The 24,876-nt window shown below is 61.0% G+C and carries 19 protein-coding genes; 11 read left to right on the top strand and 8 right to left on the bottom strand.

Features of this window, described 5'->3' with window-relative positions; genetic code table 11:
* Window positions 1-424 precede the first annotated feature (424 nt).
* Both F8A90_RS12855 and F8A90_RS12850 read left to right on the top strand, forming a co-directional pair.
* Entirely contained in the window at window positions 425-1,741 is a 1,317-nt protein-coding gene (locus tag F8A90_RS12855) for a GGDEF domain-containing protein (protein ID WP_200017397.1), read from the top strand.
* Window positions 1,742-2,064: 323 nt separating this feature from the next.
* Window positions 2,065-3,918: a dihydroxyacetone kinase subunit DhaK gene (locus tag F8A90_RS12850; RefSeq protein ID WP_200017396.1), complete on the top strand. Its 1,854-nt coding sequence runs from the start codon at window positions 2,065-2,067 to the stop codon at window positions 3,916-3,918.
* A 154-nt stretch (window positions 3,919-4,072) separates the two neighbouring features.
* Here F8A90_RS12850 and F8A90_RS12845 read toward each other — a convergent pair whose 3' ends face one another.
* Complete coding sequence (locus F8A90_RS12845) at window positions 4,073-4,957, bottom strand: DMT family transporter (protein WP_166018794.1); 885 nt, start codon at window positions 4,955-4,957, stop codon at window positions 4,073-4,075.
* A gap of 130 nt (window positions 4,958-5,087) precedes the next feature.
* Window positions 5,088-5,939, bottom strand: coding sequence for an IclR family transcriptional regulator (locus F8A90_RS12840; RefSeq protein ID WP_200017395.1), 852 nt, complete (start codon window positions 5,937-5,939; stop codon window positions 5,088-5,090).
* 253 nt (window positions 5,940-6,192) lie between these two features.
* Here F8A90_RS12840 and xsc point away from each other — a divergent pair, with 253 nt between their 5' ends.
* Complete coding sequence (xsc, locus tag F8A90_RS12835) at window positions 6,193-8,013, top strand: sulfoacetaldehyde acetyltransferase (protein WP_233593319.1); 1,821 nt, start codon at window positions 6,193-6,195, stop codon at window positions 8,011-8,013.
* Window positions 8,014-8,166: 153 nt separating this feature from the next.
* Entirely contained in the window at window positions 8,167-9,180 is a 1,014-nt protein-coding gene (gene pta / locus F8A90_RS12830) for a phosphate acetyltransferase (protein ID WP_200017394.1), read from the top strand.
* A 107-nt stretch (window positions 9,181-9,287) separates the two neighbouring features.
* Here pta and F8A90_RS12825 read toward each other — a convergent pair whose 3' ends face one another.
* The 4 genes from F8A90_RS12825 to F8A90_RS12810 all read right to left on the bottom strand — a co-directional run bounded on the left by F8A90_RS12825 (window position 9,288) and on the right by F8A90_RS12810 (window position 14,400).
* Window positions 9,288-10,625: a reverse transcriptase domain-containing protein gene (locus F8A90_RS12825; RefSeq protein ID WP_200017393.1), complete on the bottom strand. Its 1,338-nt coding sequence runs from the start codon at window positions 10,623-10,625 to the stop codon at window positions 9,288-9,290.
* 10 nt (window positions 10,626-10,635) lie between these two features.
* Window positions 10,636-11,187 carry an SLATT domain-containing protein gene (locus F8A90_RS12820; protein ID WP_200017392.1) on the bottom strand — a complete coding sequence of 184 codons (552 nt, stop codon included), beginning with the start codon at window positions 11,185-11,187 and terminating at the stop codon, window positions 10,636-10,638.
* Window positions 11,188-11,557: 370 nt separating this feature from the next.
* The gene (locus F8A90_RS12815) at window positions 11,558-13,306 is read right to left on the bottom strand and encodes a cobaltochelatase CobT-related protein (protein ID WP_200017391.1); all 1,749 of its coding nucleotides are present in this window, start codon (window positions 13,304-13,306) and stop codon (window positions 11,558-11,560) included.
* Complete coding sequence (locus F8A90_RS12810; RefSeq protein ID WP_233593318.1) at window positions 13,303-14,400, bottom strand: AAA family ATPase; 1,098 nt, start codon at window positions 14,398-14,400, stop codon at window positions 13,303-13,305. The genes F8A90_RS12815 and F8A90_RS12810 overlap by 4 nt, the downstream gene beginning before the upstream one ends.
* Window positions 14,401-14,594: 194 nt before the next feature.
* Here F8A90_RS12810 and thiO point away from each other — a divergent pair, with 194 nt between their 5' ends.
* The 3 genes from thiO to F8A90_RS12795 all read left to right on the top strand — a co-directional run bounded on the left by thiO (window position 14,595) and on the right by F8A90_RS12795 (window position 17,941).
* Window positions 14,595-15,734 carry a glycine oxidase ThiO gene (thiO, locus tag F8A90_RS12805; RefSeq protein WP_200017390.1) on the top strand — a complete coding sequence of 380 codons (1,140 nt, stop codon included), beginning with the start codon at window positions 14,595-14,597 and terminating at the stop codon, window positions 15,732-15,734.
* Window positions 15,735-15,974: 240 nt separating this feature from the next.
* Complete coding sequence (locus F8A90_RS12800) at window positions 15,975-16,361, top strand: nuclear transport factor 2 family protein (RefSeq protein WP_054555520.1); 387 nt, start codon at window positions 15,975-15,977, stop codon at window positions 16,359-16,361.
* Window positions 16,362-16,477: 116 nt separating this feature from the next.
* On the top strand, window positions 16,478-17,941 hold the full coding sequence (locus F8A90_RS12795) for an NAD(P)/FAD-dependent oxidoreductase (protein ID WP_200017389.1): 1,464 nt from the start codon (window positions 16,478-16,480) through the stop codon (window positions 17,939-17,941).
* Window positions 17,942-18,075: 134 nt separating this feature from the next.
* Here F8A90_RS12795 and pdxR read toward each other — a convergent pair whose 3' ends face one another.
* Window positions 18,076-19,578 (bottom strand): MocR-like pyridoxine biosynthesis transcription factor PdxR, encoded by a 1,503-nt coding sequence (gene pdxR / locus F8A90_RS12790; RefSeq protein WP_200017388.1) that lies wholly within the window; start codon window positions 19,576-19,578, stop codon window positions 18,076-18,078.
* Window positions 19,579-20,064: 486 nt separating this feature from the next.
* On the opposite strand from pdxR, the gene F8A90_RS12785 reads away from it, so the two are divergent.
* From F8A90_RS12785 to F8A90_RS12770, 4 genes are all read left to right on the top strand, one after another.
* Window positions 20,065-21,129, top strand: coding sequence for a TRAP transporter substrate-binding protein (locus F8A90_RS12785; protein ID WP_233593317.1), 1,065 nt, complete (start codon window positions 20,065-20,067; stop codon window positions 21,127-21,129).
* Between the two features lie 157 nt (window positions 21,130-21,286).
* The gene (locus F8A90_RS12780) at window positions 21,287-21,880 is read left to right on the top strand and encodes a TRAP transporter small permease (protein ID WP_200017387.1); all 594 of its coding nucleotides are present in this window, start codon (window positions 21,287-21,289) and stop codon (window positions 21,878-21,880) included.
* Window positions 21,877-23,220: a TRAP transporter large permease gene (locus F8A90_RS12775; RefSeq protein WP_200017386.1), complete on the top strand. Its 1,344-nt coding sequence runs from the start codon at window positions 21,877-21,879 to the stop codon at window positions 23,218-23,220. The genes F8A90_RS12780 and F8A90_RS12775 overlap by 4 nt, the downstream gene beginning before the upstream one ends.
* 45 nt (window positions 23,221-23,265) lie before the next feature.
* Window positions 23,266-23,742 (top strand): universal stress protein, encoded by a 477-nt coding sequence (locus F8A90_RS12770; RefSeq protein WP_200017385.1) that lies wholly within the window; start codon window positions 23,266-23,268, stop codon window positions 23,740-23,742.
* Between the two features lie 204 nt (window positions 23,743-23,946).
* Here the strand turns inward: F8A90_RS12770 and F8A90_RS12765 are convergent, their stop codons facing one another.
* Window positions 23,947-24,705 (bottom strand): IclR family transcriptional regulator, encoded by a 759-nt coding sequence (locus F8A90_RS12765; protein WP_200017384.1) that lies wholly within the window; start codon window positions 24,703-24,705, stop codon window positions 23,947-23,949.
* Between the last annotated feature and the right edge of the window lie 171 nt (window positions 24,706-24,876).

The raw sequence follows: 24,876 nt of genomic DNA, 5'->3' as shown, positions 1-24,876 counted from the left end.
CGCTCTGAGGTGCTGATGCCCGGGCGCGATGTGCAAACATCATATGGCTTGCGCATTTTTGCGCTATTGATGTGATTGAGACTTTCGTCGGGATTCTTTCGGCGTTCGGGCTGTCACATCTGGATCTTATATCGATAAGTCCTGTTTTAGGTGTTTAAGCTACAGTTAGTGCTTATTGACCTCGGGCGGGCGACAGCCTCCCAGCCACGAGGCTGGGCGGCGAAGCGCCAAGGACGCAAGACCCAACCGCTGGAAAGCGCCGCAACACAGAACGACAAGACTGAACGTCAAGACAGTTCGTCAAGGCATAACAACAAGACAGAACAGAAGACCGTGAGCGATGCATCGACAAGCGAGTGGGGAGTCCGCCGTGGTGTCGATGGATGAACAGGATGCAGGACAAGGAGTCGACCGGGGGCCTGGCATGGCACGCAAGAGTCTGCGTGAACAATCACTGGAACAAGCACTCCAGCAGATGGAACGCGACAAGGCTCGCCTTGAACGCCGACTAGCGGGGCTGGAAGAGAAACTGTCGACGACGCTCGACGGTACCGGCCTGCGCCTCTGGCAACTCGAAGTGCCCAGCGGCAAGCTCACCATCTTCAACTATCGCTGGGGGCGCATGCTGGGCTATCAGCCCGGCGAGCTGAACGCCCATTTCGATGTCTGGCGTGAGCACCTCCACCCGGAAGACCGCGACGAAGTGCTCGCCAACCTCAATGATCACCTTGAGGGGCGCACCGAGGTCTATCAGGTCGTGCATCGCATGCTGGCCCGCGACGGCAGCATCACCTGGGTCGCCGACCGCGGGCGAGTGGTAGAACGCGATGAGCACGGCAATGCCCTGCGCCTGCTGGGCACGCATACCGATATCAGTCATGAGAAGGACTATGAATCGCGCCTCAATGCGCTGGCCAGCACCGATGCCCTGACCGGGCTTGCCAATCGCCAGGCCATCAACAGCTGGCATCAGCGACCGCTGGCGGATGACAGTGCCTTGATCTTCATCGACCTGGACGGCTTCAAGCAGGTCAACGACCAGTTCGGCCATCGTGCCGGCGACGAAGTGCTGGTGCTGGTCGCGCATGGTCTGAACGATGAGCTGCATCGACTGGGCATCCACCATCATCTCTCGGCGCGTTTCGGCGGCGACGAATTCCTCTTTCAGCTGCCCCGCATGTCACTGCCGCGTGTCGAACATGTCGCCCGTCGCTGGCTGGAGCGCTTCACGCACCCTCTCGAGATCAGCGGTGGCCTCGGTCGCATCGGCCTGAGCATCGGCATCTGCTTCGGGCGCGATGCCGACAATCGCTTCGGGCTGGCGCTGGAACAGGCCGATCAGGCGATGTACCGGGTCAAGCACCACGGCAAGCACGGCTTCCGAGTGCACGCGCCGGTAAAGTACTCTTCCGGCGAATACCGGGCCTGCGAATACCAGACCGGCGAATACCAGGCCTCGAATCTGGCAGCCCCCGGCAGTCGTCTGCCTTCCTGGCTGCATCCGGAGCCCGCGCCGAAGCCCGCGCCGAAGCCCGCGCCGGTATCGCAGCAGGCGCCGGCGCCCAGGCCAGCCTCCCAGTCGCCGCCCAGGCAGCAGGCAGCTTCTGCCGGTACCGAATCTGCCGATACCAAGCCTGTCGATGCCAAGCCTGTCGATGCCAAGCCAGCCGATACCGAGCGTGGTGATAGCGTGTCTGCTGATTCCGAGTCTGCCGATGCCAGGGCCAAGGAGGAAAGGTGACTCGCATGACAAACGAGCCTGAGTCTCACTGGCTCCCGACATCGAAAGCCCCCCGCACGCGCAGGCGTCGGGGGGCTTCTGTCTTTCCGGCCGCTCGATTGACGGGCGTGGCGCAACGCTGCAGCGCGAATGCCATCATTTTCTGATATGACTATTGCAACCGGCAAGGTCGCGAACGACGCTGGGGGACGGCAAGGCAGGGTGAGCCGAGGCCCCTTGGTGTCATGAAAGCCTCATGAATGCGTCATGGCACAGGACAGGCATGAACGGCGGCCTCAATCGCCGCCTATATCAGCAGGGCGAGTGTCCTCAAGGAGAGAAGGATGAGTAGCAGCGAGTCTGGCCGACAGTTCATCAATCAGCCACGTCAGGTCGTCGCAGAGGCGCTGGAAGGCTGCGCACGACTGCGCCACCCGGATGGCAGTGGCGTGCGGCTGTCAGATCCCGCCAGTGGCATGCACCTGGTAGTGCGTGATGACTGGGCGCGTGATCAGGTCGCGCTGATTTCCGGTGGCGGATCGGGGCACGAGCCCGCGCACGCAGGCTTCATCGGCGCAGGCATGCTGACGGCCGCCGTATGTGGTGAGCTGTTCGCCTCGCCGACGGTGGACGCCGTGCTGGCGGCGATCCGCGAAGTCACCGGTGAGGCCGGGGCCTTGCTGATCGTCAAGAACTACACCGGTGATCGCCTCAACTTCGGACTGGCCGCCGAACGGGCGCGTCAGGAAGGCTTCAAGGTCGAGATGGTCATCGTCGCCGACGATGTGGCACTGCCCGACAACCCGCAGCCACGCGGGCTGGCCGGCACGCTGCTGGTGCACAAGGTCACCGGTGCGCTGGCGGCACGCGGGGCGGGCCTCAAGGAAATCACCGCCGTCGCGCGCCGCGTCGCCGACAGCTGTTCGACCCTGGGCGTGGCCTTCAATGTCGGCCGCCATCTCGGCAAGCCGCGTGAGCAACGTGCACCGGAACTGGGGCTGGGCATTCACGGCGAGCCGGGCGCCATGGCGCTCGAGCTTGGCGGCGACGCGGATACCCACGGCGTGCATGCGGTCATGGACATCGTGGTCACGGCGCTGGTGCAGGGCCATTCGCGCAAGGAGGCCGGCGGCGACCTGCCGGCCAGCGGCCATCTGCTGCTGATCAATGATCTGGGCGGTTGCTCGGCGCTGGAACGCAGCCTGCTGCTGAACGAGGCGCTGACCCATCCGTCGCTGCAGGCGCTGGGCATTCATGCCGTGGTCGGCCCGCAGCCGCTGATGACCTCGCTGGACATGCATGGCTTCTCGCTGACGCTGCTGCCGTTGGATAGCCTGCTGGAAGAAGCGCTGAGCGCCAGCTGCGCGCCGCTGGCCTGGCCGGGCGTGCAGTCGGTGACGCCACTGACGCACTTCACGCCGAGTCAGGACGCCGCAAGAACGCTCAGCGACGAAGCCTCGGATACCAGACGTGCCCAGGCCAAGGCCGACTGCCAGGCGCGTGCCGCCCGCGGCGTGAAATCGCGCGCCGGACTGCCGGGCGATCCGCAGGTCGAGCAACGGCTGCGCGCGGCGCTGGAAATCCTGCTTGCCAGCGAGGCGGACCTTGACCGCCTCGATGCCATCAGCGGCGACGGCGATACCGGCAGCACCTTCGCCAGCGGTGCGCGTGCGGTGATCGAGGCATTGGAAGACTGCGAGCTAGCGTGTGGCGATTCCGGCGAGCTGATGGCCACCATCGGCAAGCAGCTGGCCCACGGCATGGGGGGGTCCAGTGGTGTGCTGCTCTCGACGCTGTTCACCGCCGCCGCCACCCGCTGGAAGGAGCAGTCGGAGGCGAATGGCCAGGCCCCGCTGGGCCAGCGCTGGCACGACGCCCTGAGTCACGGCGTCGCCCGCATGCAGCATTACGGCGGTGCCTCACGCGGCGACCGCAGCCTGCTGGATGCGCTGTTGCCGGCCCTGGAGGCACTGCAGTCTTCGCTGCAGACGACACCGAGTGGTCGCGTCGACTGGGCCGCGATGGCACGGGCCGCCCGCCAGGGCGCGGATGCCACCGCCGAGATGACCAAGGCACGGGCCGGACGCTCCGCCTACGTACCTTCTTCCCATCTGGTCGGCAACAGTGACCCGGGCGCGGAAGCCGTGGCGCGTGTCTTCGAAGCGCTGGCCGATGCCGCCGAGGAAGCGGCGGGCTGATTCGATTGACCGGCTGAGCCGATTGACCCGAATGATCAGCGTCTGGGCTCCCCGGACCCACAAAGCTCATAAACCAAAGCCCCATAAACCAGAAGGCCCGCCCCATGAACCTCGTGTTCATGGGGCGGGCCCTTTTGCGTCATGCGGAAGGCCGTCAGGCGACTTTCTGGCGAGTCGGCAGACGAATCAGGCGGGTGGCGATGGCGGTGCCCAGCAGGGTGATGCCCATGCCGGTGAGGATGCGCGCATCGATCACCTCATCGAGCAGCATGTTGCCCCACAGCAGCGCGCTGACCGGTACCAGGAAGGTGACGGAAGTGGTCGCGGTGGCGCCGGCGCTGGCCAGCAGGCGGAAGAAGATCAGGAAGGCGAGGCTGGTGCTGAGTACCGCCAGCGCGATGGCGCTGCCCCAGGCCTCCAGACTGACGCTGGCCTGTGGCCACATCCACAGGCCCGGAATCAGCAACAGCAGGGAAGACATCAGCGAACTGCCCGCGGCCAGCACCGGTGAGGGCAGGTGGCTCAGGCGCTGGCGTGAGAAGTTGGAGGCGAAGCCGTAGCAGAAGGTCGCGCCCAGGGCGGCGAGGATGAACCAGCCATCGCCGCCGAGCTGGAAATCGAGGCGATCACTCGACAGTACATAGACCCCGCTGAAGGCCACGGCCAGTCCCAGATACTGCTGCTTCTGGATCGGCGTGGCGAACAGCGCCATGCCCAGCAACGCGGTGAACAGCGGCGTGGTGGCATTGATCAGCGAGGTGAAACCGGCCTCCAGCTGGGTGGTGGCCAGCGCCAGCAGGCAGAAGGGCAGCGCCTGACTGGTCAGCCCCAGCACCGCAAGCGGGCCCTTGTGTTCCCACAGCATCTTCAGACGGCCCGCGCCCAGCAGCAGCGGGGCGAGTACCAGCGCACCGATGCCCATGCGCAGCAGTATCAGCGTGGTCGGGCCGAATTCCGGCGCGGCCACGCGCATGAAGATGAAAGACATGCCCCACAGGGTGGACAGCAGGACAAGACGCAAGGCATCGCTGGCGGACATGGTGTTCTCGACGTGGCGTGTGAAAGGCAGTCCGCTAGGCTAGCCCCTCATGCGCATCACGGGAAGCACGACCTTGTGTCTGTCGCTCTGCTTTCCCAGCCCCCCCAGCTCCAGCTCCAGCCCGCTGGCCTCAGGCGGAGGGTATCGCGCCGCGCTGGATGGCGGCGATATCGCGGGCGGCGCGCTCGAGTGCCGGCAGATGCTTGAGCATGTCCTCACGCGACTGACGCATCACCGGCGCCTGGATCGCCACGCCGATGTTGGAGGGCCCATCGGGATTGGGCGCCAGCACCGCGATGCACACCAGACCGGGCAGAAATTCCTCGTCATCCAGCGCGAAACCCTGCTGGCGGACCTGCTCGATCTCGGCCTCGACGGACTCGATGTCGGTCAGGGTGTTGCGCGTCATCGCGTTCAGCGGTGTGCCGGTCAGCAGGCGGCGGCGCTGGGCGGGCGGCATCTGGGCCAGAAACAGCTTGCCGCTGGCGGAGCAATGCACCGGCACCCGGGAACCGGGGTGCAGATAGAAGCGCAGCGGGGCCTGGGTCTCGACGCGGTCCAGATACAGCACTTCGCTGCCTGACAGCGCGGTGATGTTGCAGCTTTCGCCCACCTCTTCCATCAGCCGGCTGAGCACGCCGTGGCGGGCGCCCTGCACGGTGTCGTTGAGCAGCAGATTTTCCGCCAGACGGCGCAGACGGCTGCCCTTGCTGTAATGGCGATTGTCCGCCTCGCGCTGCAGCATGCCGCTGCCTTCCAGCTGCTGCAGCATGCGGTGCAGCGTCGGCTTGGGCAGGCCGGTCTCTTCCACCAGCCCCTGCAGGGTGAAGAACTGGTCCTTGGCGGCGATCACTTCCAGCAGCGCCAGCAGGCGCTGGGCAGGTGTATCACCCTCTATCTTGCTGCCTTCCTTGCCGGTGTCCCTGTCAGCGTCCTTGCGGTCACGCGGCAGGCTCGCCTGGGGCTGGGTGGCACTGTTCATGGGCTATTCCCTCCTTCAATCCGTGCGCGGGGCAGTGTGGCGCCGAAACGCTCGGCCCGTCAGTGCCTTGCGTTGCTGTGCCTACTTTAACAGTACTCCATTCATCGAAAGAAGTTTCTAAAAAAGGAGTGTTTTTGATCATTTTCCGAAATTAGGCTTGACGGACCGCGCGGCGAGGGCTAATTTTGGTCACATGTTTCGTTAATCGGAACTAAATGTATCAATAAACATAAAATTTAGAGTTGGAGACGCCATGAGCACTCAAGACAGCGCAGACAATCGCAAGGTCGTGCAGGGCAAGCAGAAGATGACCCCTTCCGAGGCCTTCGTGGAAACCATGGTCGCCAATGGCGTCACCGACATGTTCGGCATCATGGGCTCCGCCTTCATGGATGCGATGGACATCTTCGCCCCGGCCGGCATCCGTCTGATCCCGGTGGTGCATGAGCAGGGCGCTGCCCACATGGCCGACGGCTATGCGCGTGTCTCCGGCCGTCACGGCATGGTCATCGGCCAGAACGGCCCGGGCATCTCCAACTGCGTCACCGGCATCGCGGCCGCTTACTGGGCGCACAGCCCGGTGGTCATCGTCACGCCGGAAGCCGGCACCACCGGCATCGGCCTGGGCGGCTTCCAGGAATGCAAGCAGCTGCCGATGTTCCAGGAATTCACCAAGTACCAGGGCCACGTCACCCACCCGTCGCGCATGGCGGAATACACCGGCCGCTGCTTCGATCGCGCCATGTCCGAGATGGGCCCGACCCAGCTCAACATTCCGCGTGACTACTTCTACGGCGAGATCGAGTGCGAGATTCCCAAGCCGGCACGCGTCGACCGTGGCCCGGGTGGCAGCAAGAGCCTGGATGAGGCAGCCGAGCTGCTGGCCAGCGCCAGGTTCCCGGTCATCGTTTCCGGTGGCGGTGTGGTGATGGCGGATGGCGTCGAGGAGTGCAAGGCACTGGCAGAGCGTCTCGGCGCGCCGGTGGTCAACAGCTACCAGCACAACGATTCCTTCCCGGCCAGCCACCCGCTGTGGTGCGGTCCGCTCGGGTATCAGGGCTCCAAGGCGGGCATGAAGCTGATCTCCCAGGCCGATGTCGTCATCGCGCTGGGCACGCGTCTCGGGCCGTTCGGTACCCTGCCGCAACACGGCATGGACTACTGGCCGAAGGACGCGAAGATCATCCAGATCGACGCCGACCACAAGATGCTGGGCCTGGTGAAGAAGATTTCCGTCGGCATCTGCGGTGACGCGCGTGAAGCGGCCATCGCCCTGACCGAGCGCCTGTCCGGTCGCAATCTCGAGTGCGATGCCACCAAGGATTCGCGTCTCAGCACCATCCGCGAAGAGAAGGCCGCCTGGGAAGCTGAGCTTGACGAGTGGACCCACGAGAAGGACGCCTTCAGCCTCGACGCCATCGACGAGGCCAAGGACGAGAAGCCGTTCTCCGGCGGCGAATACCTGCACCCGCGTCAGGTCCTGCGCGAGCTGGAAAAGGCGATGCCGGAAGATGTCATGGTCTCCACCGACATCGGCAACATCAATTCCGTGGCCCACAGCTACCTGCGCTTCGACAAGCCGCGCAGCTTCTTCGCCCCGATGAGCTTCGGCAACTGCGGCTACGCCTTGCCGACCATCATGGGTGCCAAGACTGCCGCGCCGGAACGTCCGGCCATCGCCTACGCCGGTGACGGCGCCTGGGGCATGAGCCTGATGGAAATCATGACCGCCGTGCGTCACGACATTCCGGTCACCGCCGTCGTCTTCCACAACCGTCAGTGGGGCGCCGAGAAGAAGAACCAGGTCGAGTTCTACAACCGTCGCTTCGTCGCCGGTGAGCTGGACAACCAGAGCTTCGCCGAGATCGCACGCTCCATGGGGGCCGAAGGCATCACCGTCGACCGTCTGGAAGACGTGGGCCCGGCGCTCAAGAAGGCCATCGACATGCAGATGAACGAAGGCAAGACCTGCGTCATCGAGGTGATGTGTACGCGCGAACTGGGCGACCCGTTCCGCCGCGACGCCCTCAAGAAGCCGGTGCGTCTGCTCGAGAAGTATCAGGATTACGTGTAACGCCCGGCCCTTGCGCGCCTGAGTGGACAGGCGCGCAAGCGAACATGGCGCAACACGCAAGCTAGACGGAACCTCTCCCTTGCCCCGGCCATTTCTGATGTCCGGGGCTTTTTGGATGTGTCGGCTGCCTGCAAGGGCAGCGAGGAGACAGACATGAAGGCACTCAACAACATTCTGGCGCGGGCCAAGGCAGACCCGCGTCGTATCGTGCTCTGCGAAGGGCAGGACATGCGGGTGGTGCAGGCGGCGGTGAGCGCGGCGGAGCAGGGCCTGGCGCAGGTGATGCTGGTGGGCGACCCGACCGTCACCGCCGCCACCGCCAGAGAAGCCGGGCTCGAGAATGGCTCGCTGGGAAGCTGTGAGCTGATCGACCCTGCCACCTGCGAGCACACCGCCAGGCTTGCCGAGGCGCTGCACGCGCATCGCGCGGCCAAGGGCATGACGGCGGATCAGGCCGCCGAGAAGATTCGTGATCCGCTGACGTTCGCCAACATGCTGGTGCGTGAAGGGCTGGCGGATGGCTCGGTGGCGGGAGCGGTGAATACCACCGCCGATGTGGTGCGCAGCGCCATCCAGTTACTGGGCCTGGCGCCGGGCAGCAAGCTGGTCTCCAGCTTCTTTCTGATGATGCTGTGCAAGCCGTTCCACAACCTGAAGGGCGGCATGATCTTCTCGGACTGTGGGCTGGTGATCGACCCCGACGCGGAAGAGCTGTCGCAGATCGCGTTGGCCGCCGCCGACAGCGCTCAGGCCCTGCTCGGGGAAGACCCACGGGTGGCGATGTTGTCGTTCTCCACCAATGGCAGCGCGCATCACGCCTCGGTGGACAAGGTGGTGCAGGCCGCGCATCGCGTGCGGGAGCAACGCCCGGAGATCGCCATCGACGAAGACGTGCAGCTCGACGCCGCCATCGTGGCGGAAATCGCCGAGCGCAAGCTGCCCACCTCGCGCGTCAAGGGCACCTCCAACGTGCTGGTGTTCCCCAATCTGGAAGCTGGCAATATCGGCTACAAGCTCGCCGAACGCATCGGCGGCGCAGAAGCCATCGGCCCGCTGCTACAGGGCCTCGCCAAACCCGCCAACGACCTCTCGCGCGGCTGCTCCACCGCCGACATCCTCAATGTCATTGCGGTGACTGTCGTCCAGGCGCAGCAGCGTAATCAGTAAGTTTTCTCCTTCTTTGATTTTATTAGTTATATTATAATTTAGTAGGTCGGGCAGGTGAAAGCCTGCTCGCTCTAATAACTAAGCCGTTTATAATATGCTTCTCCAATCTAACTAAAGCTTTGTATGTCGGACTCGAGTGCCTTAACTTCTCTTCTTTTTATATTGTTAAATATTTTTGCCACTTCTTTATCACTTAGCTTTAAATCTTCTGGGTTACAGTTACGATATAGGGCAATAACCATTCTCATATGTGTGTGGTCAAATCGATCGAAGTTAGGGAAGTAGTTATTCCTCCAGCGGTTGTAATTTATTTCATGCCAAGCTCTGACAAAAGATTTATTCCGCATATCAACTTTAAATCTTTTGTTTAATCTTTTTATTAGTAAGTCAAGTTCATGTAATAGCTGAAGATCATTTATTTCTGAAAAGAAGAACAGCCATCCTTTGCCTTTATTTTCTGAGATACAACCTGTAATCCTTAAGTCAAGTCGCCATTTTAATAAAGGGATAGATTTGTTTCTTGAAGATGCATATGCTGTATAGATGCCTGTTAAAGAATCTATCAGTTTCTGTTTGGAAGACTTTCTAGCTGTGATATTTCTGTAGCCCTCTGATTCGGCCTCATATACATATCCTACGTATGAAAAATTATTGGTAATCCTACAGCTGGTAGATTTTTCTGGGTTCCCCTCGGGTGTATATACTTTTAGTCCTGTTTTTTTACAGTGATTGCTTATATAATTTATATGAGCTTCTGATTCGTCTTTATTGCATAATATAAAAATATCGTCTACATACCTGCGATAGAACACAGACGTAGAAGATTGGAAATTACTATCGAGATTTCTCAGATAGATGGCTGATAGTATATTGGAAATCGAAAGCCCTTGTGGAACACCCACTTTATGACCTGCGATGACATCACTAGCTCTAGAAATAGCTTTGTCTATCAATGATATTATATTGTCATCCCGAATAAATCTCCTTAATCTCTTCTTAAGTTCTTCATGCCTTATTGAGGGGTAAAAGTTAGATATATCTAGCTTTACTACCCAGTTGTATTCTTTTTTTGTTAAGGATTTTTTGATATCTCTTGTAACATTTTGAGGTATAGATTGCTTAGTCTTGTTTCCTAGTCTGCGTTGTAAAAATTGATTAAGTGCTTTTAACGTAATTCTGTCTCTTATTGTTGGTATATAAACAACTCTAGGTAGCTTCTTGGCTCCTTTGCTTATTACTTTTTCTTTATATCTGGTAAATCTATAAGTACCGTCAATAACTTTTCTTTCTATTAACTTAATATTGCCTTCTAATTCTCGTTCGAAGACTGCAGGTGTGATATTATCTACGCCCATAACATTAGATAGCTTTACATCTTCTAAGAAAATGTTTTTTAAGTTTTCATAGGAAAAGTAGTCATGGAAATCTTGCTTAACAGTTTTCATGTTCTAGATCTCAAGAAAATACGTAAAATGCTAAAATAACCGGCAATAAAAACAAAACTGAAAGTAATAAAAAGCGTTTGATTTTATATTTTAATAGTTTTAGATAATGTATAGGCTTAGGGTTACGGTCTAATGCATCTTTTGAAGCAGAATTTAGTTTTTCATCTATTAAAGCACGGATATAATCGCTACTATCGTGGTTTTCACAAGAATTTAATAGTTGGTTATAGGTGTGGTTGTGTTCTTTAGTGGCTTTACCAGAAGATTTGATATCCAGATAGAGCTGATGTAAAGCAACATAGTTTTCTTTTACTTGTGCGGCTCGCTCTGAATATTTTGAGCCAGAGCCATATAAGGAAACGCTTAAAACAAATATTGAAAAACAGGTGAAAGTAAGGGAGGCATGCTGGTTGTTGTTATTGCACACCAATAGCCATACCGATACAAATACTGCTGACAAGGAGTACCACAGGGAAAGTAGATCCAGCCATTCTTTGTTGGCTAACAGCCTTCTCTCAGTGTGAATTCTGGAAACTCTTGTCCACCAAACTTTACTTTCCATTATTATTCCCTGTCACAATGTTAGGGTGCTCCAAGGTGCTAGGATTTGATGACAATTGTCGACTATAATATTAGGAATAGCCTTATCTAAATAGATAAAGTGGTTACCACCCCACTTCACTCTTACTGTCACCTATTAATATTTCGTAATAAGCGCCACTTCAGTGGTCACCTCGGAGCAGGGTAAGAATAACAAAAAGGATGTTGTTTTCAAGGCATTTGTTGAATAGAGTTAACCTTGAGCTCTGGTGGAGCACATGTTGGTATTTGTATGTATGATGCTCTCCGGTCTAGGGTGTGCTCCTATAGAGCTATACAAGTCAGTAATTTATGCTGATGATAAATCCCTATAAAGGAGGGGGGGAGGAGCATCACATCCCCTGATGCCGACACGCCAGCGCCATGTGATAGACGATTTCATCGGCGAGGGCGTTGTCGAGGGTGCGTTCAAGATCGATGATCAGCTGGTTGGGGTAGTAGGCGCTGAGGTCCAGCCCGACGCCGAGGCCGAGGATGGCCTGGCGGCCGGAGCGGGTCTGTTGCGCGACCACCTGCTTGAGGTGGCTGTCGAGGTACTGTTCGTCATTGGCCATGTTGGTGGCGCTGTCACAGGGGCTGCCATCGGAGATGACGACCAGCAGACGGCGTGCGCCTTCGTCGGCAGGGGCGTTGTCTGCGAGACGTGAGCAGGCCCATTGCACGGCTTCGCCATCCACGCCTTCGCGGTAGAGATCGGCCTTGAGCAGGGCGCCGAAGTGGCGGCGCGCGCGGCGCCACGCCAGTGAGGCGGGCTTGAAGATCAGATACTGCACTTCATTCAGGCGGCCCGGACGCGCGGGCTTGCCGGCGCGTCGCCAGTCCTTGAGCGCGCGGCCGCCATTCCAGGCGCCAGTGGTGAAGCCGAGCACCTCGGTGGGCACACCGGCCATGTCCAGCGCGCGGGTGAGTATCTCGATCAGCATCGCCACTGCCTCGCCATGCACCTTCATCGAACCGGAGCAGTCGATCAGGAAACTGACCTGGGCACTGGCCTCGGGCACCCAGCGCTCGCGCTGGAAGACCCGCCTCTCGGCCGGCGAGGAAATCACCTGACTCAGCCGCCGCCCATCGATGATTCCTTCCTCCTCCCCGAAGTGCCAGCCCTCACGCTGCGGCGAGCTGAAATGGCGCGCCAGCTGACGTGCCAGGCGCCGCACGTTGATCTTCTGCTCCGCCAGACGCGTATCCAGCGCCTGACGATACTCATCGAGCAGGGCCGCACGCATGCGCCTGGCCGGTTCCAGCTCGCGGTCATAGGCCGTGGTGAACACCTGATAGGGCAGCAATTCCTCCGGCGCGCCACGCCGGTGACTCGGCAGCGGCGATGCCGCCTGCTCCTCGAGCAGACTCGCTTCCTCATCCTCGTTTTCCAGAAACAGCGCGAAGCGTTGTCTGGCATCGGAGTCGTCCTCCTCCTCGCCGTCCTGCTCCTCCAGCGATTCGGCCAGCTCCTGCTCCAGCCACAGGCTGATGTTCAGCGCGTGCTGCTGGTAGGCCGCCTGATCGAAACGCGTGCGTCTCAGCCCCGCCATGTCAGCGCCCAGCGCCTGATAGAAGGAGGCGCGCGTCGTCTCGATGTAATCCTCCGTCTCGTGGATCACCGCGCAGGCCATCAGGCGTGACCAGCACGACTGGATGACGCTGTAGATCAGGATGCCGCTGCTCGTCTCGGTCAGGCCCGCGTGATAGAAGGCCAGGCACCAGTCGGTGAAGCGCCGCGCCAGATTCTCTCGCACGCCGGGCATGTCAGGATCGACCAGCGCCTCGACGCGCAGCTGCTCCAGCAGGTCATAGATCAGGCGGGTTTCCGGCAGCGCCGGGCGCACCGCTATATGCAGCGCCTCATCGGTGTGGAGCAGGCGCAGCGCGATGGCATCGCTGACCGCGCGATAGTTGTCGAGCGTGCAGTCGTCTTCCTCAAGGCGCAGATGCGGCGTGCGCAGTGGTAACGCCTGCGCATGCCGACTCAGGCGCCGCCCCCGATAGGCCCAGCCGGCCTGACCGCTGAGTGCCCCGAGACTCGCCGCCGCAAGCTCCTCGAGATACTGCTGACGACGGCGTACCTGCTGGGCCGCACTCATGCCCGGGCTCCCTTGTCGCTGTCCTGTTCATCCATCAGATCGCTCTCCATCAGCGCCGCGGACTCCTCAAGCTCCCTGGCGAAACAGCGCTGATAGAACTCGGCGACCAGCGGGCGCTCATGCTCATCGCACTTGTTGAGGTAGGAGAGACGGAAGGCCAGCGCCGGGTTGCGGAAGATTTCGCAGTTCTCCGCCCAGGTGATCACGGTACGCGGCGACATCAGGCTCGACAGATCACCATTGGCGAAGCCCTTGCGGGTGAGGTCGGCCACCGCGACCATCGCGCGAATCAGCGCCTGGCCACGTGCGTTGTCCTTGGCGGGCACGCGGGCCAGCACGATCTTCACTTCCTCATCACGCGGCAGGTAATCCAGCTTGGCGACGATGTTCCAGCGGTCGATCTGCGCATGGTTGAGCAGCTGGGTGCCGTGATAGAGCCCATCCTGATTGCCAAGCCCGACGGTATTGGCGGTGGCGAACAGGCGGAATTGCGGATGCGGGCGAATCACGCGGTTCTGGTCCAGCAGCGTGAAGTGGCCGTCGCGCTCCAGAATGCGCTGGATGACGAACATCACGTCCGGGCGGCCGGCATCGTACTCATCGAAGATCAGCGCGATGGGGCGGGTCAGCGACCAGGGCACGATGCCTTCCTGGAATTCGGTGACCTGCACGCCGTCGCGAATCACGATGGCGTCCTTGCCGACCAGATCCAGCCGGCTGACATGGCCATCGAGATTGACGCGCAGGCACGGCCAGTTGAGGCGCGCGGCGATCTGCTCGATATGGGTCGATTTGCCGGTGCCATGCAGGCCCTGAACCATCACGCGACGGTTGTTGGTGAAACCGGCGAGGATGGCGAGGGTGACATCGGGATTGAAGCGATAGGCCGTATCGATTTCCGGCACGTGGGCGTCGCGCTCCAGAAAGACCGGCACCTTGAGATCACTGTCGATGCCGAACAGCTCGCGCACGCCGCGCAGCTCAGTGGGCTGCAACTGGCCGGCGGGCAGGGGTTGCTCGGCAGAGGAGGCGGGGCCTGCATCGCTGGCAGGGCTTGTATCGCTGCTGGAAGGCGTCAAGGTGGCGTCGCTCACGGGGTGTCTCCCTCGTCATTCTTGTTGGTGGCTGCCCGGCAGACCTGTCGCGGGGATGTCGGTAGACCTGTCACAGGGAGACAGGCAAACCGGGCAGCGGCAATGGTTTGAATATAGCTTTGTTTCTAAAAATAATGCAAATCGTATCGAAATATGAGATTTGTGATTATTCATTCCCCGCAGGAGCAAGGCAGATGAGCGATACCCTGATCATTGGTGGCGGCGTGATGGGCATGATGATGGCGTGGCAGCTGGCTGAGGCCGGCCAGACGGTTACGCTGCTGGAGCGCGGCCAGTGCGGACGTGAGGCATCGTGGGCCGGTGGCGGCATCGTCTCGCCGCTGTACCCGTGGCGTTACTCGAGCGCCATCTCGTCACTGTCACGCTGGTCAGAAGGCGAATACCCGAGGCTTGCCGAGGCGCTCAAGGACGCCACCGGCATCGACCCGGAATACCGCCAGAAGGGCCTGATCTATCTGCGGGTCGAGGATGAGGCGCTGGCACTGGACTGGGCGCGCACCCAGCACAAGCCGCTGGAGGTGATCAAGCGGGAGGCGCTCTACACGCGCGAGCCGCATCTGGCCAGTGGCCATCAGCAGGCGCTGTGGATGCCGACGCTGGGCAGCATCCGCAATCCGCGCCTCGGACAGGCGCTGCGCGCACGTCTGCTGGCGCATGTGCGTGTCGAGGTGCGCGAAGGCTGCGAGGTGCAGGAGCTGATGATCGGCGCGGATCACCGCGTCACGGGCGTACGGCTGGTTGATGAGACCGTCAGCGCAGACAACGTCGTGGTATGTGGCGGCGCCTGGAGCGGCAGGCTGCTGGCCGCGGCCGGTGTACTGCTGCCGGTGCGCCCGGTGAAGGGCCAGATGATGGTGTTCAATCCTGTGGCGGCGGGGCTTTGCAGTGTGGACGAGCCACTATTGTCGCGGGTGGTGCTGTGCGATGGCCGCTACGTGATTCCGCGCGCCGATGGGCGGATTCTGGTCGGCTCGACGCTTGAGCATCAGGGCTTTGACAAGTCCACCACCTCAGAGGCGCGCGAGTCACTGCATGCCAGCGCCGCAAGCATTCTGCCCGCACTGGGTGAGCTTGAACCGGAGCATCACTGGGCCGGCCTGCGTCCGGGCACGCCGGATGGCACACCCTTCATCGGCGCGGTGCCGGGCCTTGCAGGGCTTTATGTGAATGCGGGCCATTATCGCAACGGCCTGGTGCTGGCGCCGGCTGCCACGCGTCTGCTCAGTGACATGCTGCTCGGGCGTGAGAGCTTCATGTCAGCGGAGGCCTTCACGCCACCGGGCGTGGCAGCGCCTGAGGCCCTCGCAGGCTGAGTCGCCCGAGGGCGGCGATTGGACGGCCTTGGTACAGCATCAGCGCGGCGCGATGGGACCAGTTGGCACCAGAGCAGCCTCGCTGGTGCCAACTGGCCCAATCGGTGGCGGCCAACTGGTGCTAAAGGGCGGTGCTGGTGTCGGCGTAGTCTCGGGTCATGGCGCAGCGCTTGCTGTCGCCCTTGCGCAAACGACACGCTCGAACAACAAGCCCAACAACAAGACTGCGGAGCCCGACCCATGACTCACCAAGCCACCATCGAACTGCTGACTGCCTTCTGCGATGCCCTCAACCGACACGACATCGACGACTGCCTGTCGATGATGACCGATGACTGCGAATTCCTCGCCATCGCCGGGCCGGAGCTGGAAGGCAAGACCTTCGCCGGTCAGGACGCCGTGCGTGCGGGCCTCTCCGCTGCCTGGCAGAACGCGCCGGATGCCCAGTGGATCGACGCGGAAATCTTCGCCGATGGCGAGCGTGGCTTCGTCATCAGCACCTATACCGGCACCACCGCCGATGGCGCGCGCAGCGAAGCGCGCATGATCGACGCCTTCACGCTGCGTGACGGCAAGATCGCGATCAAGAATGCCTTCCGCAAGAACCGTCCGCCCGTCAATGTCTGAGCGCCAGCGGCGCATCGATCAGGGAAGCGATTTCTGAAGCTGTCTTTGCCCCAGGGGTAGCACGTCATGGCGTGAGGTCATGGCGTGCACCCTGCGGGTGAGAGGAGGTGTTCGAGATGGAAACTATCGTGCAGCACGGCGCCCGGCCAGATGAGGTGGACAGCGAGTCAGAACAGCGCCCGGCCACTCAGGCTTCTCAGCCGTATGACCCGGCCTATGACCCGCTGGTGAGCGCCACCCCCGGCGAAGGGCGCGACTACGCGCCGACCTACTGGGTCGCCACCGCCGGTGAGCCGCCGCAGGATGATGGCCCGGTGATGGGCGATATCGATGCCGATGTGGTGATCGTCGGCTCCGGTTTCACCGGACTCACCGCCGCCATCGTGCTGGCCGAGAAGTACGGCATCAAGGCCACCGTGCTGGAGGCCAATCGGGTCAGCTGGGGCTGCTCGACCCGCAATGGCGGTCAGGCGCAGTGCGCCACAGGCCGCCTCAAGCGCTCGCAGTGGATCGAGCGCTACGGGCTCGAGGCCGCCCACGGCCTGCACCGTGAGTGCGTCGAGGGCATGGAGAATTTCAAGGAGCTGATCAAGGACATCGACTGCGATCCGCAGCCGGGCGGTCATCTGTATATCGCCCACCGCGAGCGCATGATGCCGGGGCTGGAGAAGGAAGCGCGCCTGTTGCGCGAGACCTTCCATTACGATGCCCGCATCATCGATGGCGCCACAGTGCGCAATGAGTGGGTCGGTGACGAAGAGGCCTGCGGCGCGATGCACGAGCCGGAAGGTATCGGCGTGCACCCGGGCAAGTTGGCCTTCGGCTATCTGCGCAAGGCGCGCCGCCTGGGCGTCAAGGTGCACCCGGCAAGCCCGGTGGAGAGCTGGGAGACCCGCGATGGCGTGCACTATCTGAGAACGCCGGGTGGTGTGGTCAAGGCGCGCTCGGTGGGCATGGCTACCGGCGGTTACACCTCCGGCAAGCTGCATCCGGAGCTCGACAAGCGTCTGATGCCGGTGCTCTCCAACTCGCTGGTGACGCGCCCGTTGACGACGCAGGAAATCGAGGCGACCCGCTTCCATACCCATCAGGTGCTCACCGACACCCGCGTGCTGCGCCACTACTATCGCCTGCTGCCGGACAACCGCCTGCAGATCGGCAGTCGCAGTGCCGTCTCGGGGCGTGACGCGCCCAAGGCGCAGTACGAGCAGCTGCTGATCGCCGACATGCATCGCAAGTTCCCCGCGCTGAGCGGCATCGAGGTCGATTATTCCTGGTGGGGCTGGGTGGATGTCAGCCACGACATGATGCCGCGCATCCATCAGCCGGACCCGAAGCAGAGCGTCTATTACGCCATGGGCTATGGCGGCAACGGCGTGATGTATTCCGCCCAGGCGGGCAAGCGCCTCGCCCAGTGGATCGCCAGGGACGCGGCGGACCTGGTACTGCCGATCTTCCAGTCACGCCTGCCGTATCCCAATGTGCTCAACAAGGTCGAATCGCCGCTGTTCGCGCCGTTCCGCCGCACCGGCCAGCGGTGCCTGTATCGCTGGTACGCGATGAAGGACGAGGCGCAGTAGTCTGCAAGTGTGATTGTCTGCAAGTTCAATTGCCTGAAAGCCAAGAGGCTCCCTGATTGCCAAGTGTTATTGGTCAGTCAGGGAGCCTCTTTTTAGCTATAGGGTAATCATTTGTCATAATCTCCTGTCGAGAATCAGGCGCTCATGTCGATGACGCTTTCGGGTGCCTCCAACGCCAGCGGTACCAGCGCGGACAGCTTGATGATGCCGGCCTCGATGCGCGCTTCCGGAATCGCCGAGAAACCGAGGCGCAGGTAATGGCGATGACGATCGCGATTGCAGAAGAAGTGCAGGTCGCCGACCTCGATCAGAATGCTCTGCTCACGGGCGAGGGCAGCAAGGCGATGGGCGTTGAGCGTGTCGGGGCCATGCATCCAGAAGCAGGAGCCGCCGTAGGTAGCAGGCGTGCTCATCATCGGCAGATGGCGCTGGATGGCGTCACGCATCAGCAGGAAGCGACGCTGCATCACCTGATGCATCTGATTGATGAGGCTGTCGTGATAGCCACGCGCGATGAAGAGTCCCACCGCACGCTGATTGTTGGTCGGCGGATGGCGCAGCATCAGGCGGCGCAGGGCGCGGGCCTCTCGAATCAGCGTGGGGTGCGCGACCATGTAGCCCAGTCGCAGGCCGGGGGCGAGGGTCTTGGAGAGGCTGCCGACATAGATGACCCGCTTGTGGCGGTCCAGGCTCTTGAGCGCCGGTGTCGGGTTGTCGGCGTAGTTGCTCTCGCTCTCGTAGTCGTCCTCGATGATCAGGAAGTTGCCGGTCTCGGCCATGTCCAGCAGCTGGCGGCGACGCTCCAGTGGCAGGGTGACGGTGGTCGGTGACTGATGGCTGGGCGAGACATAGACCAGTCGGCAGTCCTCGAGCGACTCCACCGGCTGCATGCCCTTGTCGTCGATAGGCAGCAGCTGGATGTCGTCAGTGAAGGTGCTGGCGATGTTGTACATGTCGACATAACCGGGGTTTTCCATCGCGAAGCGCTGGCCCTGCTTGAGCAGGAGCATGCAGCTGATCCACAGCGCCTGCTGTGTACCCACCGTGATCAGGATTTCTTCCGGGCTTGCCCAGACACCGCGGCGGGGCAGCAACCGCTGATGGATCTGCTCGATCAGCAGCGGGTCATCATTGTTGAGGTGGTCCACCGACCAGCTGCGAATCGATGGCACGCTCATCGAGTCACGGCTGCATTCCCGCCAGTGTTGGGTGGGGAAGAATTCCGGGTCGAGCTGGCCATAAAGGAAGGGGTAGTCGTACTGGTGCCAGTCGCCCGGCTTCTCGATGGTGCGCTGCCTGGAGGGCTTGATGGCCAGGCGCTCATCCCAGTCGAGACTGTCGGCATCGATATCATTGAGGCGTACCGGTGTGTCGGCACGGCCCTTGAGAATCTCGGGATTGATGAAGTAACCGCTGCGCTCCCGCGCGATCAGAAAGCCGTCTTCCAGCAGCTGGTCATAGGCCAGCATCACGGTATTGCGCGCGACGTTCAGCTCGCGGGCCAGCTTGCGACTGGAGGGCAGCGCGACATCACGTGGCAGATGGCCTTCGAGAATCGCCTGGGAAATCTGCTCGCGAATCTGGAATTGCAGGCTTTCCTTGCGCGAGGAATCGAGGTGAAACAGCGGATGGCTCATGCGTGTTCTCTGTTGTTTTCTCGAGCGTGTTGTCACGTGGGCTTCTTGACGGAAGCTCCCGTTTTATATGCATTTTTTATACCCGATTGCCCCGTCATTCGCACATTCTGAGGCAGTGCTGGCTGCTGTTGACCGCAAGGTTTCCTCTGCTGGCATGCCGTCATTGAGGCAGACCTCAAGGGGGAGAGCAACCGTGCTGCAAGACTGGCCCCATCGATGCCGACGGACTGGTTCTATCGAGGAATGGCGCACGGGGAGAAAGTGATCTGGCAGGTACAACGAAAGCACAGTTCAAGCACGACGCGACTTCACACTCCCTTTCCTGGGGCTGTAGATGAGCAGGTGATGGCAATCGTGAATGACATGAGGCGCTGCAAGATAGTGGTGCAGACGCGAAGTCATTGACGATATGAGGTGCAGTACCCCGCTCGCTATCACGCGCAGCCGTCAGGAGCCCGCAACAACAATAACGACGGGACAGACACGATGATCGACTCGACACAGACCCAATCAGCAGATCTCCGCTTCTTCTCTGGCGCCAGCGCGATCAAGGCGTCATTGGCCGTCGCGGTGACGGCCGCGAGTCTGACCATGGCCGCTGGCGCCAATGCCGCGACCTGGAAGATGGCCCTCGGTGATGCGGCCGGCGGTACCCAGTATGAACTGGGCAAGACCTTCGCAAGCCTGGTGGAAGAGAAATCCGGCGGCGACATCAAGGTGGACCTGTTCCCCAACGGCCAGCTGGGCAGCGAGCAGGATACCGTCAACAACGCCAGCATGGGGCTCGTTGACCTGTCCGTGGTGGCGATCAACAACCTGACGCCATTCTCGCCGACCGTCGGCGTGCTGACCCTGCCGTATGTCATCCACGGCCCGGACGATGCCAAGGCGCTGACGCAAGGCAAGATCGGCGATGAGCTGCGCGAGAACACCCTGCGCGATTCCGGTATCCGCATTCTGGGCTGGGCCTATTCCGGCTGCCGTCGTCTGACCAATTCCAAGCAGGCCGTCGCCTCACCCGAGGACCTGGCCGGCATGGTCATCCGCGTGCCCAAGAACGAGATCATGATCTCCTCCTACCAGTCCTGGGGCGTCAATCCCAACCCGCTGGCGTGGTCCGAGACCTTTACCGCCCTGCAACAGGGTGTCGTCGATGGCCAGGACAATCCCTACATCACCATCGATGCCATGAAGTTCTACGAAGTGCAGAACCACGTCACCGACAGCTGTTACGTGTTCTCGATGGAACCCCTGATCATGGGCGAAGGCACCTTCCAGAGTCTCAGCGAAGAGCAGCAGAAGCTGGTGCTGGCGGCGGGTGAAGAAGCGACGTCCCATAGCTACGACTACCTGCTGGCCACAGAGGATTCCATCAAGAAATCACTGGTGGAAGAGCACGGCATGACCATCACCCAGCCCGCCAATGACGAGAAGGAATGGATCGCCAAGGCCTCCAGCATCTGGCCGGACTTCTACGACAGCATCGGCGGCCGCGACAAGCTGGTCGAGGTGCTCGAGACCCTTGGGCGCGATCCGTCCACCGCGCCTTGATGATTCGCTGAACGGCTGAGGCTCCAGGCCCGCCCGTATTCCCCTGCCTGCCGGCACCTGTCATGAGCATGCCAAGCATGTCGTCGACATGTGATCGCTGGCAGGGGAGACGTGGCGTCAAGTGGTCATCGCTGGCGATGTCGGGGGATGTGTATCCATGCGGGTATTGTTGAAGTTTCTGGATAATATCGAGAACTATCTCTGCCAGTTTCTGCTGGTGGTGTTCGTCATCATTCTCTTCACGCAGATCATGCTGCGTAACCTTTTCAGCTACTCGATTCCCTGGGGAGACGAGTTGGCGACCTATGCCTTCGTGTGGTTTGCCTATCTAGGCGCCGTCTACGCCACACGCATGTCGGCGCATAACCGCGTGACCTTCCAGTTTCGATTCCTGCCGCGTTGGGTGGAAACCCTCTGCGGTGTGCTGACCGATATCATCTGGATCGCCTTCAATGCGGTGTTCATCTATTACAGCTACGACTTCGTGTTCAACAAGATGAATCTGTTCTGGAAGTCACAGACGCTGGGTGTGCCGATGAAGTACTTCTATCTGATTCTGCCGCTGGCCTTTACCGCCATGACGGTGCGCATCATCCAGACCAATTATCTCAAGTTCGTGCGCAAGGAAGACATCGTGGACCCGGATTCCCAGGCAATGGAGGAATTGAAGCAGGGCGGTGACGGTCAGGCCACTGATCCACAGGCCAGTGATGTACAGGTCAGTGATAGACAGGAGGGCGGCAAGTCATGATCGATTCCACCATCATCTACATCCTGTTTGGCGTCTTTTTCCTGCTGCTGGTGCTGGGCGCACCGATCACCGTCTCGCTGGGTGTCGCGGCGCTGGCGACCTATCTGAGCATCGATGAAAACCCGATGGCGTTCGTGCAGATCGCCTTTACCTCGGTGGGTTCATTCCCGCTGATGGCCTTGCCGGCCTTCATTCTGGCCGGGGCGCTGATGGAGGCCGCCGGCATCTCGCGACGGCTGGTCGATATCGCCGAGGCCTTCGCCGGGCCGGTAACGGGCGGACTTGCCGCCGCCACGGTGTTTGCCTGCATGTTCTTCGGTGCGATTTCCGGTTCGGGGCCGGCCACCACGGCGGCGGTCGGCATGCTGATGATTCCGGCGATGGCCAAGCGCGGCTACGATCGTGGCTATGCCTCAGCGATCACGGCCTCTTCCGGGGGGCTGGGGGTGGTGATTCCGCCATCGATCCCGATGGTGATCTTCGGGATTTCCGGCATGGGGCTGCAGCCGCCGCCCGAAGCGGTGGCCATGCACGGTGACTTCCAGACCCTGTCCATCCCGAAGCTGTTCATCGCCGGCGTCATGCCCGGCGTGGTGATCGCCGGTTTCCTGCTGCTGATCAACTACGTGATCTCGAAGAAACGCGGTTATCGTGGCCTGACCAACAGCTGGTCATGGCCGCATATCCGCGCCACCTTGAAGAAGGGCGTCTGGTCGATGCTGGCGCCCTTCATCATCCTCGGCGGTATCTACAGCGGCCTCTTCACGCCGACCGAATCCGCCATCGTCGCCATCGTCTACACCCTGATCGTCGGCATCTTCCTGCACAAGGAACTCAAGTGGAAGCCGACGCTGCGCACCCTGGAGACCACCACCTGGATCACCGGTCGCGTGCTGCTGATCCTGTTCACGGCGACGGTGTTCGGGCGGCTGCTGGTCGAGCAACGCGTGCCGGCGCATATCGCCGAGGGCATGCTGGCGATGACCGACAACCTCTACCTGATCTGGGCGATGATCATCTTCTTCCTGCTGTTCGTCGGCATGTTCATGGAGACATTGGCCGCGATCATGATTCTCACCCCGGTGCTGCTGCCGATCATGTACATGCTGGGGATGGACCCGGTGCACGTCGGCATCGTGGTGGTCTGCGCGTTGGCCATCGGCTTCCAGACGCCGCCATTGGGGGAGAACCTCTTCGTGGCCTCGGGGATAGGCGGGGCCTCCATCGAGGAGATTTCCCTGAAGGCATTGCCGTTCGCGGCGGGCTCGGTGGCGGCCATCTTCCTGATCGCCTATGTGCCTGACATCTCGCTGTGGCTACCCAGGGTGATGGGGTACTGAAGCGCCATCTGAACGCTAGCCCTGCAATGAACGAGGAGAAGGACGATGCCGGCAGTCAAACGAATTCTGTGTTGTGTAGGCCTGCGCGGAGACTGTGAGCGGGTACTGGCGCGCTCGGTGTGGTTGGCGGGTGCGACGGGCGCCGAGCTGCATGTGCTGCATACCGTCAAGTCATTGTCGGATGACGTGATGAACACCCTCAAGGTCAACATCCGTCACAAGCCGACGCTGGAGGGTCTGATGCAGCAGCGGCTCGATCAGGCCAGGGAGCGCCTGGAAAAGATGCTGGAGGACTTCTGGAACACCCATGACGACGGCGATCCGCGCCCGGTGATCGCCGGGCTGAATGTGGTGGAGGGCTATCCGGCCTCGGAGATCATCCGCTACGCCACGCGCCATGACTGCGACATGATCATCATGGCGACCAACAAGCGCGGCTTCGTGGCCTCCTATGCGGGCAAGGTCACCAAGGGGGTGATCAAGCGCGCCAGCATTCCGGTGGTGGTGGTACCGACGCCCTGAGCGCAGGAGAGAAACGCTTGAGGGATAGCGGTACTCAGAAAGTTGGCACATGAAAAAGCTCGCTGAAAAACGCTCGCCCCCGCAGACAATCACTGTCTGCGGGGGCGAGCGTTTTGGATCATGGCCCATCGTCAGCGTGGCTCAGGTGTCACTCGGGGCTGGACGAGATCATTTCATGCGTCATGTGCGCACAAGGTGCACGCCTCAGAGCGTGCCTTCCAGCTCAGTGGCGATCTGGCGCATCAGCGGCGCCCACTCCAGCAGGGAGTCGATGGAGTGGCGCAGGCGCGGCGCGTGGATCGCCAATGTCGCCTGGATCTGGCCGACCTCATCGAAGACCGGCACCGCGATGGCGACCATGCCCTGGATGAACTCCTCATCATCGGTGCTCAACTGATTGCGCGCCACGGTGTCGAGCGCCTCTTCCAGCGTGGCCCGCGAGGTCAGGGTGCAGGGCGTGTGCGCTTCCAGCGCCAGATGGGCGAGCAGGGCGCGGCGGCGATGCAGCGGCATCAGCGCCAGAAACAGCTTGCCGCTCGCGGTGCAGTGCAGCGGCAGGCGTGAGCCGGGCGCCAGCTGGATGCGCACCGGCCAGTTGGTTTCCACGCGGTCGTAATACATCACCTCGTGGCCATCGAGCAGCGTCAGGTTGCAGGTCTCGCCGACTTCCTTCGCCAACCGTTCCAGCAGGACACGGCGCGGCACCTTGAGGCCCTCATTGGCCAGTGCGCCCAGCGACATGCGCCGAAAGCGCGGGCCGGGCAGCAGGTGACGGCCATCCAGATCACGGCTGATCAGCTGCTGTTCTTCCAGCTGCTTGAGCAGGCGATGGATGGTCGGCTTGGGGATGTCGAAGCGCTTCTCGAGATCGGCGGCGCTGACGGCGTGCTGGGTGGTGACGATTTCTTCCAGCAGGCCGAGTGCGCGAAAGAGTGTCGAATTGGTGGGCGTGTCTTTGCTCATCTAGTGTCCTCATCCTGCTGTCGGGCGCATGTCACACGGGGTGATCGGAGCCGACAGGGGCAGGGTGGCAAGGCGTCAGTGCATCGATTCATCACGGCAGCGGACCCCTTGGCGAAGGCTGCCCTGATGAGACGAAGACAGCCCCTCGCGGGGCTGTCGATGAGGCTAGTG

Origin of the sequence: Cobetia sp. cqz5-12 (genome assembly GCF_016495405.1) — a bacterium.
Lineage (GTDB): Bacteria > Pseudomonadota > Gammaproteobacteria > Pseudomonadales > Halomonadaceae > Cobetia.
Note: the sequence above shows the minus strand (reverse complement) of the source record. Positions and strands in the feature narration are given on the sequence as shown.

Excerpts from the sequence above, each read along its gene's own strand:
- F8A90_RS12855 (WP_200017397.1), top strand. The coding sequence starts at position 425 with ATGGCACGCAAGAGTCTGCGTGAACAATCACTGGAACAAGCACTCCAG.
- F8A90_RS12850 (WP_200017396.1), top strand. The coding sequence starts at position 2,065 with ATGAGTAGCAGCGAGTCTGGCCGACAGTTCATCAATCAGCCACGTCAG.
- F8A90_RS12845 (WP_166018794.1), bottom strand. The coding sequence starts at position 4,957 with ATGTCCGCCAGCGATGCCTTGCGTCTTGTCCTGCTGTCCACCCTGTGG.
- F8A90_RS12840 (WP_200017395.1), bottom strand. The coding sequence starts at position 5,939 with ATGAACAGTGCCACCCAGCCCCAGGCGAGCCTGCCGCGTGACCGCAAG.
- xsc (WP_233593319.1), top strand. The coding sequence starts at position 6,193 with ATGAGCACTCAAGACAGCGCAGACAATCGCAAGGTCGTGCAGGGCAAG.
- pta (WP_200017394.1), top strand. The coding sequence starts at position 8,167 with ATGAAGGCACTCAACAACATTCTGGCGCGGGCCAAGGCAGACCCGCGT.
- F8A90_RS12825 (WP_200017393.1), bottom strand. The coding sequence starts at position 10,625 with ATGAAAACTGTTAAGCAAGATTTCCATGACTACTTTTCCTATGAAAAC.
- F8A90_RS12820 (WP_200017392.1), bottom strand. The coding sequence starts at position 11,187 with ATGGAAAGTAAAGTTTGGTGGACAAGAGTTTCCAGAATTCACACTGAG.
- F8A90_RS12815 (WP_200017391.1), bottom strand. The coding sequence starts at position 13,306 with ATGAGTGCGGCCCAGCAGGTACGCCGTCGTCAGCAGTATCTCGAGGAG.
- thiO (WP_200017390.1), top strand. The coding sequence starts at position 14,595 with ATGAGCGATACCCTGATCATTGGTGGCGGCGTGATGGGCATGATGATG.
- F8A90_RS12800 (WP_054555520.1), top strand. The coding sequence starts at position 15,975 with ATGACTCACCAAGCCACCATCGAACTGCTGACTGCCTTCTGCGATGCC.
- F8A90_RS12795 (WP_200017389.1), top strand. The coding sequence starts at position 16,478 with ATGGAAACTATCGTGCAGCACGGCGCCCGGCCAGATGAGGTGGACAGC.
- pdxR (WP_200017388.1), bottom strand. The coding sequence starts at position 19,578 with ATGAGCCATCCGCTGTTTCACCTCGATTCCTCGCGCAAGGAAAGCCTG.
- F8A90_RS12785 (WP_233593317.1), top strand. The coding sequence starts at position 20,065 with ATGATCGACTCGACACAGACCCAATCAGCAGATCTCCGCTTCTTCTCT.
- F8A90_RS12780 (WP_200017387.1), top strand. The coding sequence starts at position 21,287 with ATGCGGGTATTGTTGAAGTTTCTGGATAATATCGAGAACTATCTCTGC.
- F8A90_RS12775 (WP_200017386.1), top strand. The coding sequence starts at position 21,877 with ATGATCGATTCCACCATCATCTACATCCTGTTTGGCGTCTTTTTCCTG.
- F8A90_RS12770 (WP_200017385.1), top strand. The coding sequence starts at position 23,266 with ATGCCGGCAGTCAAACGAATTCTGTGTTGTGTAGGCCTGCGCGGAGAC.
- F8A90_RS12765 (WP_200017384.1), bottom strand. The coding sequence starts at position 24,705 with ATGAGCAAAGACACGCCCACCAATTCGACACTCTTTCGCGCACTCGGC.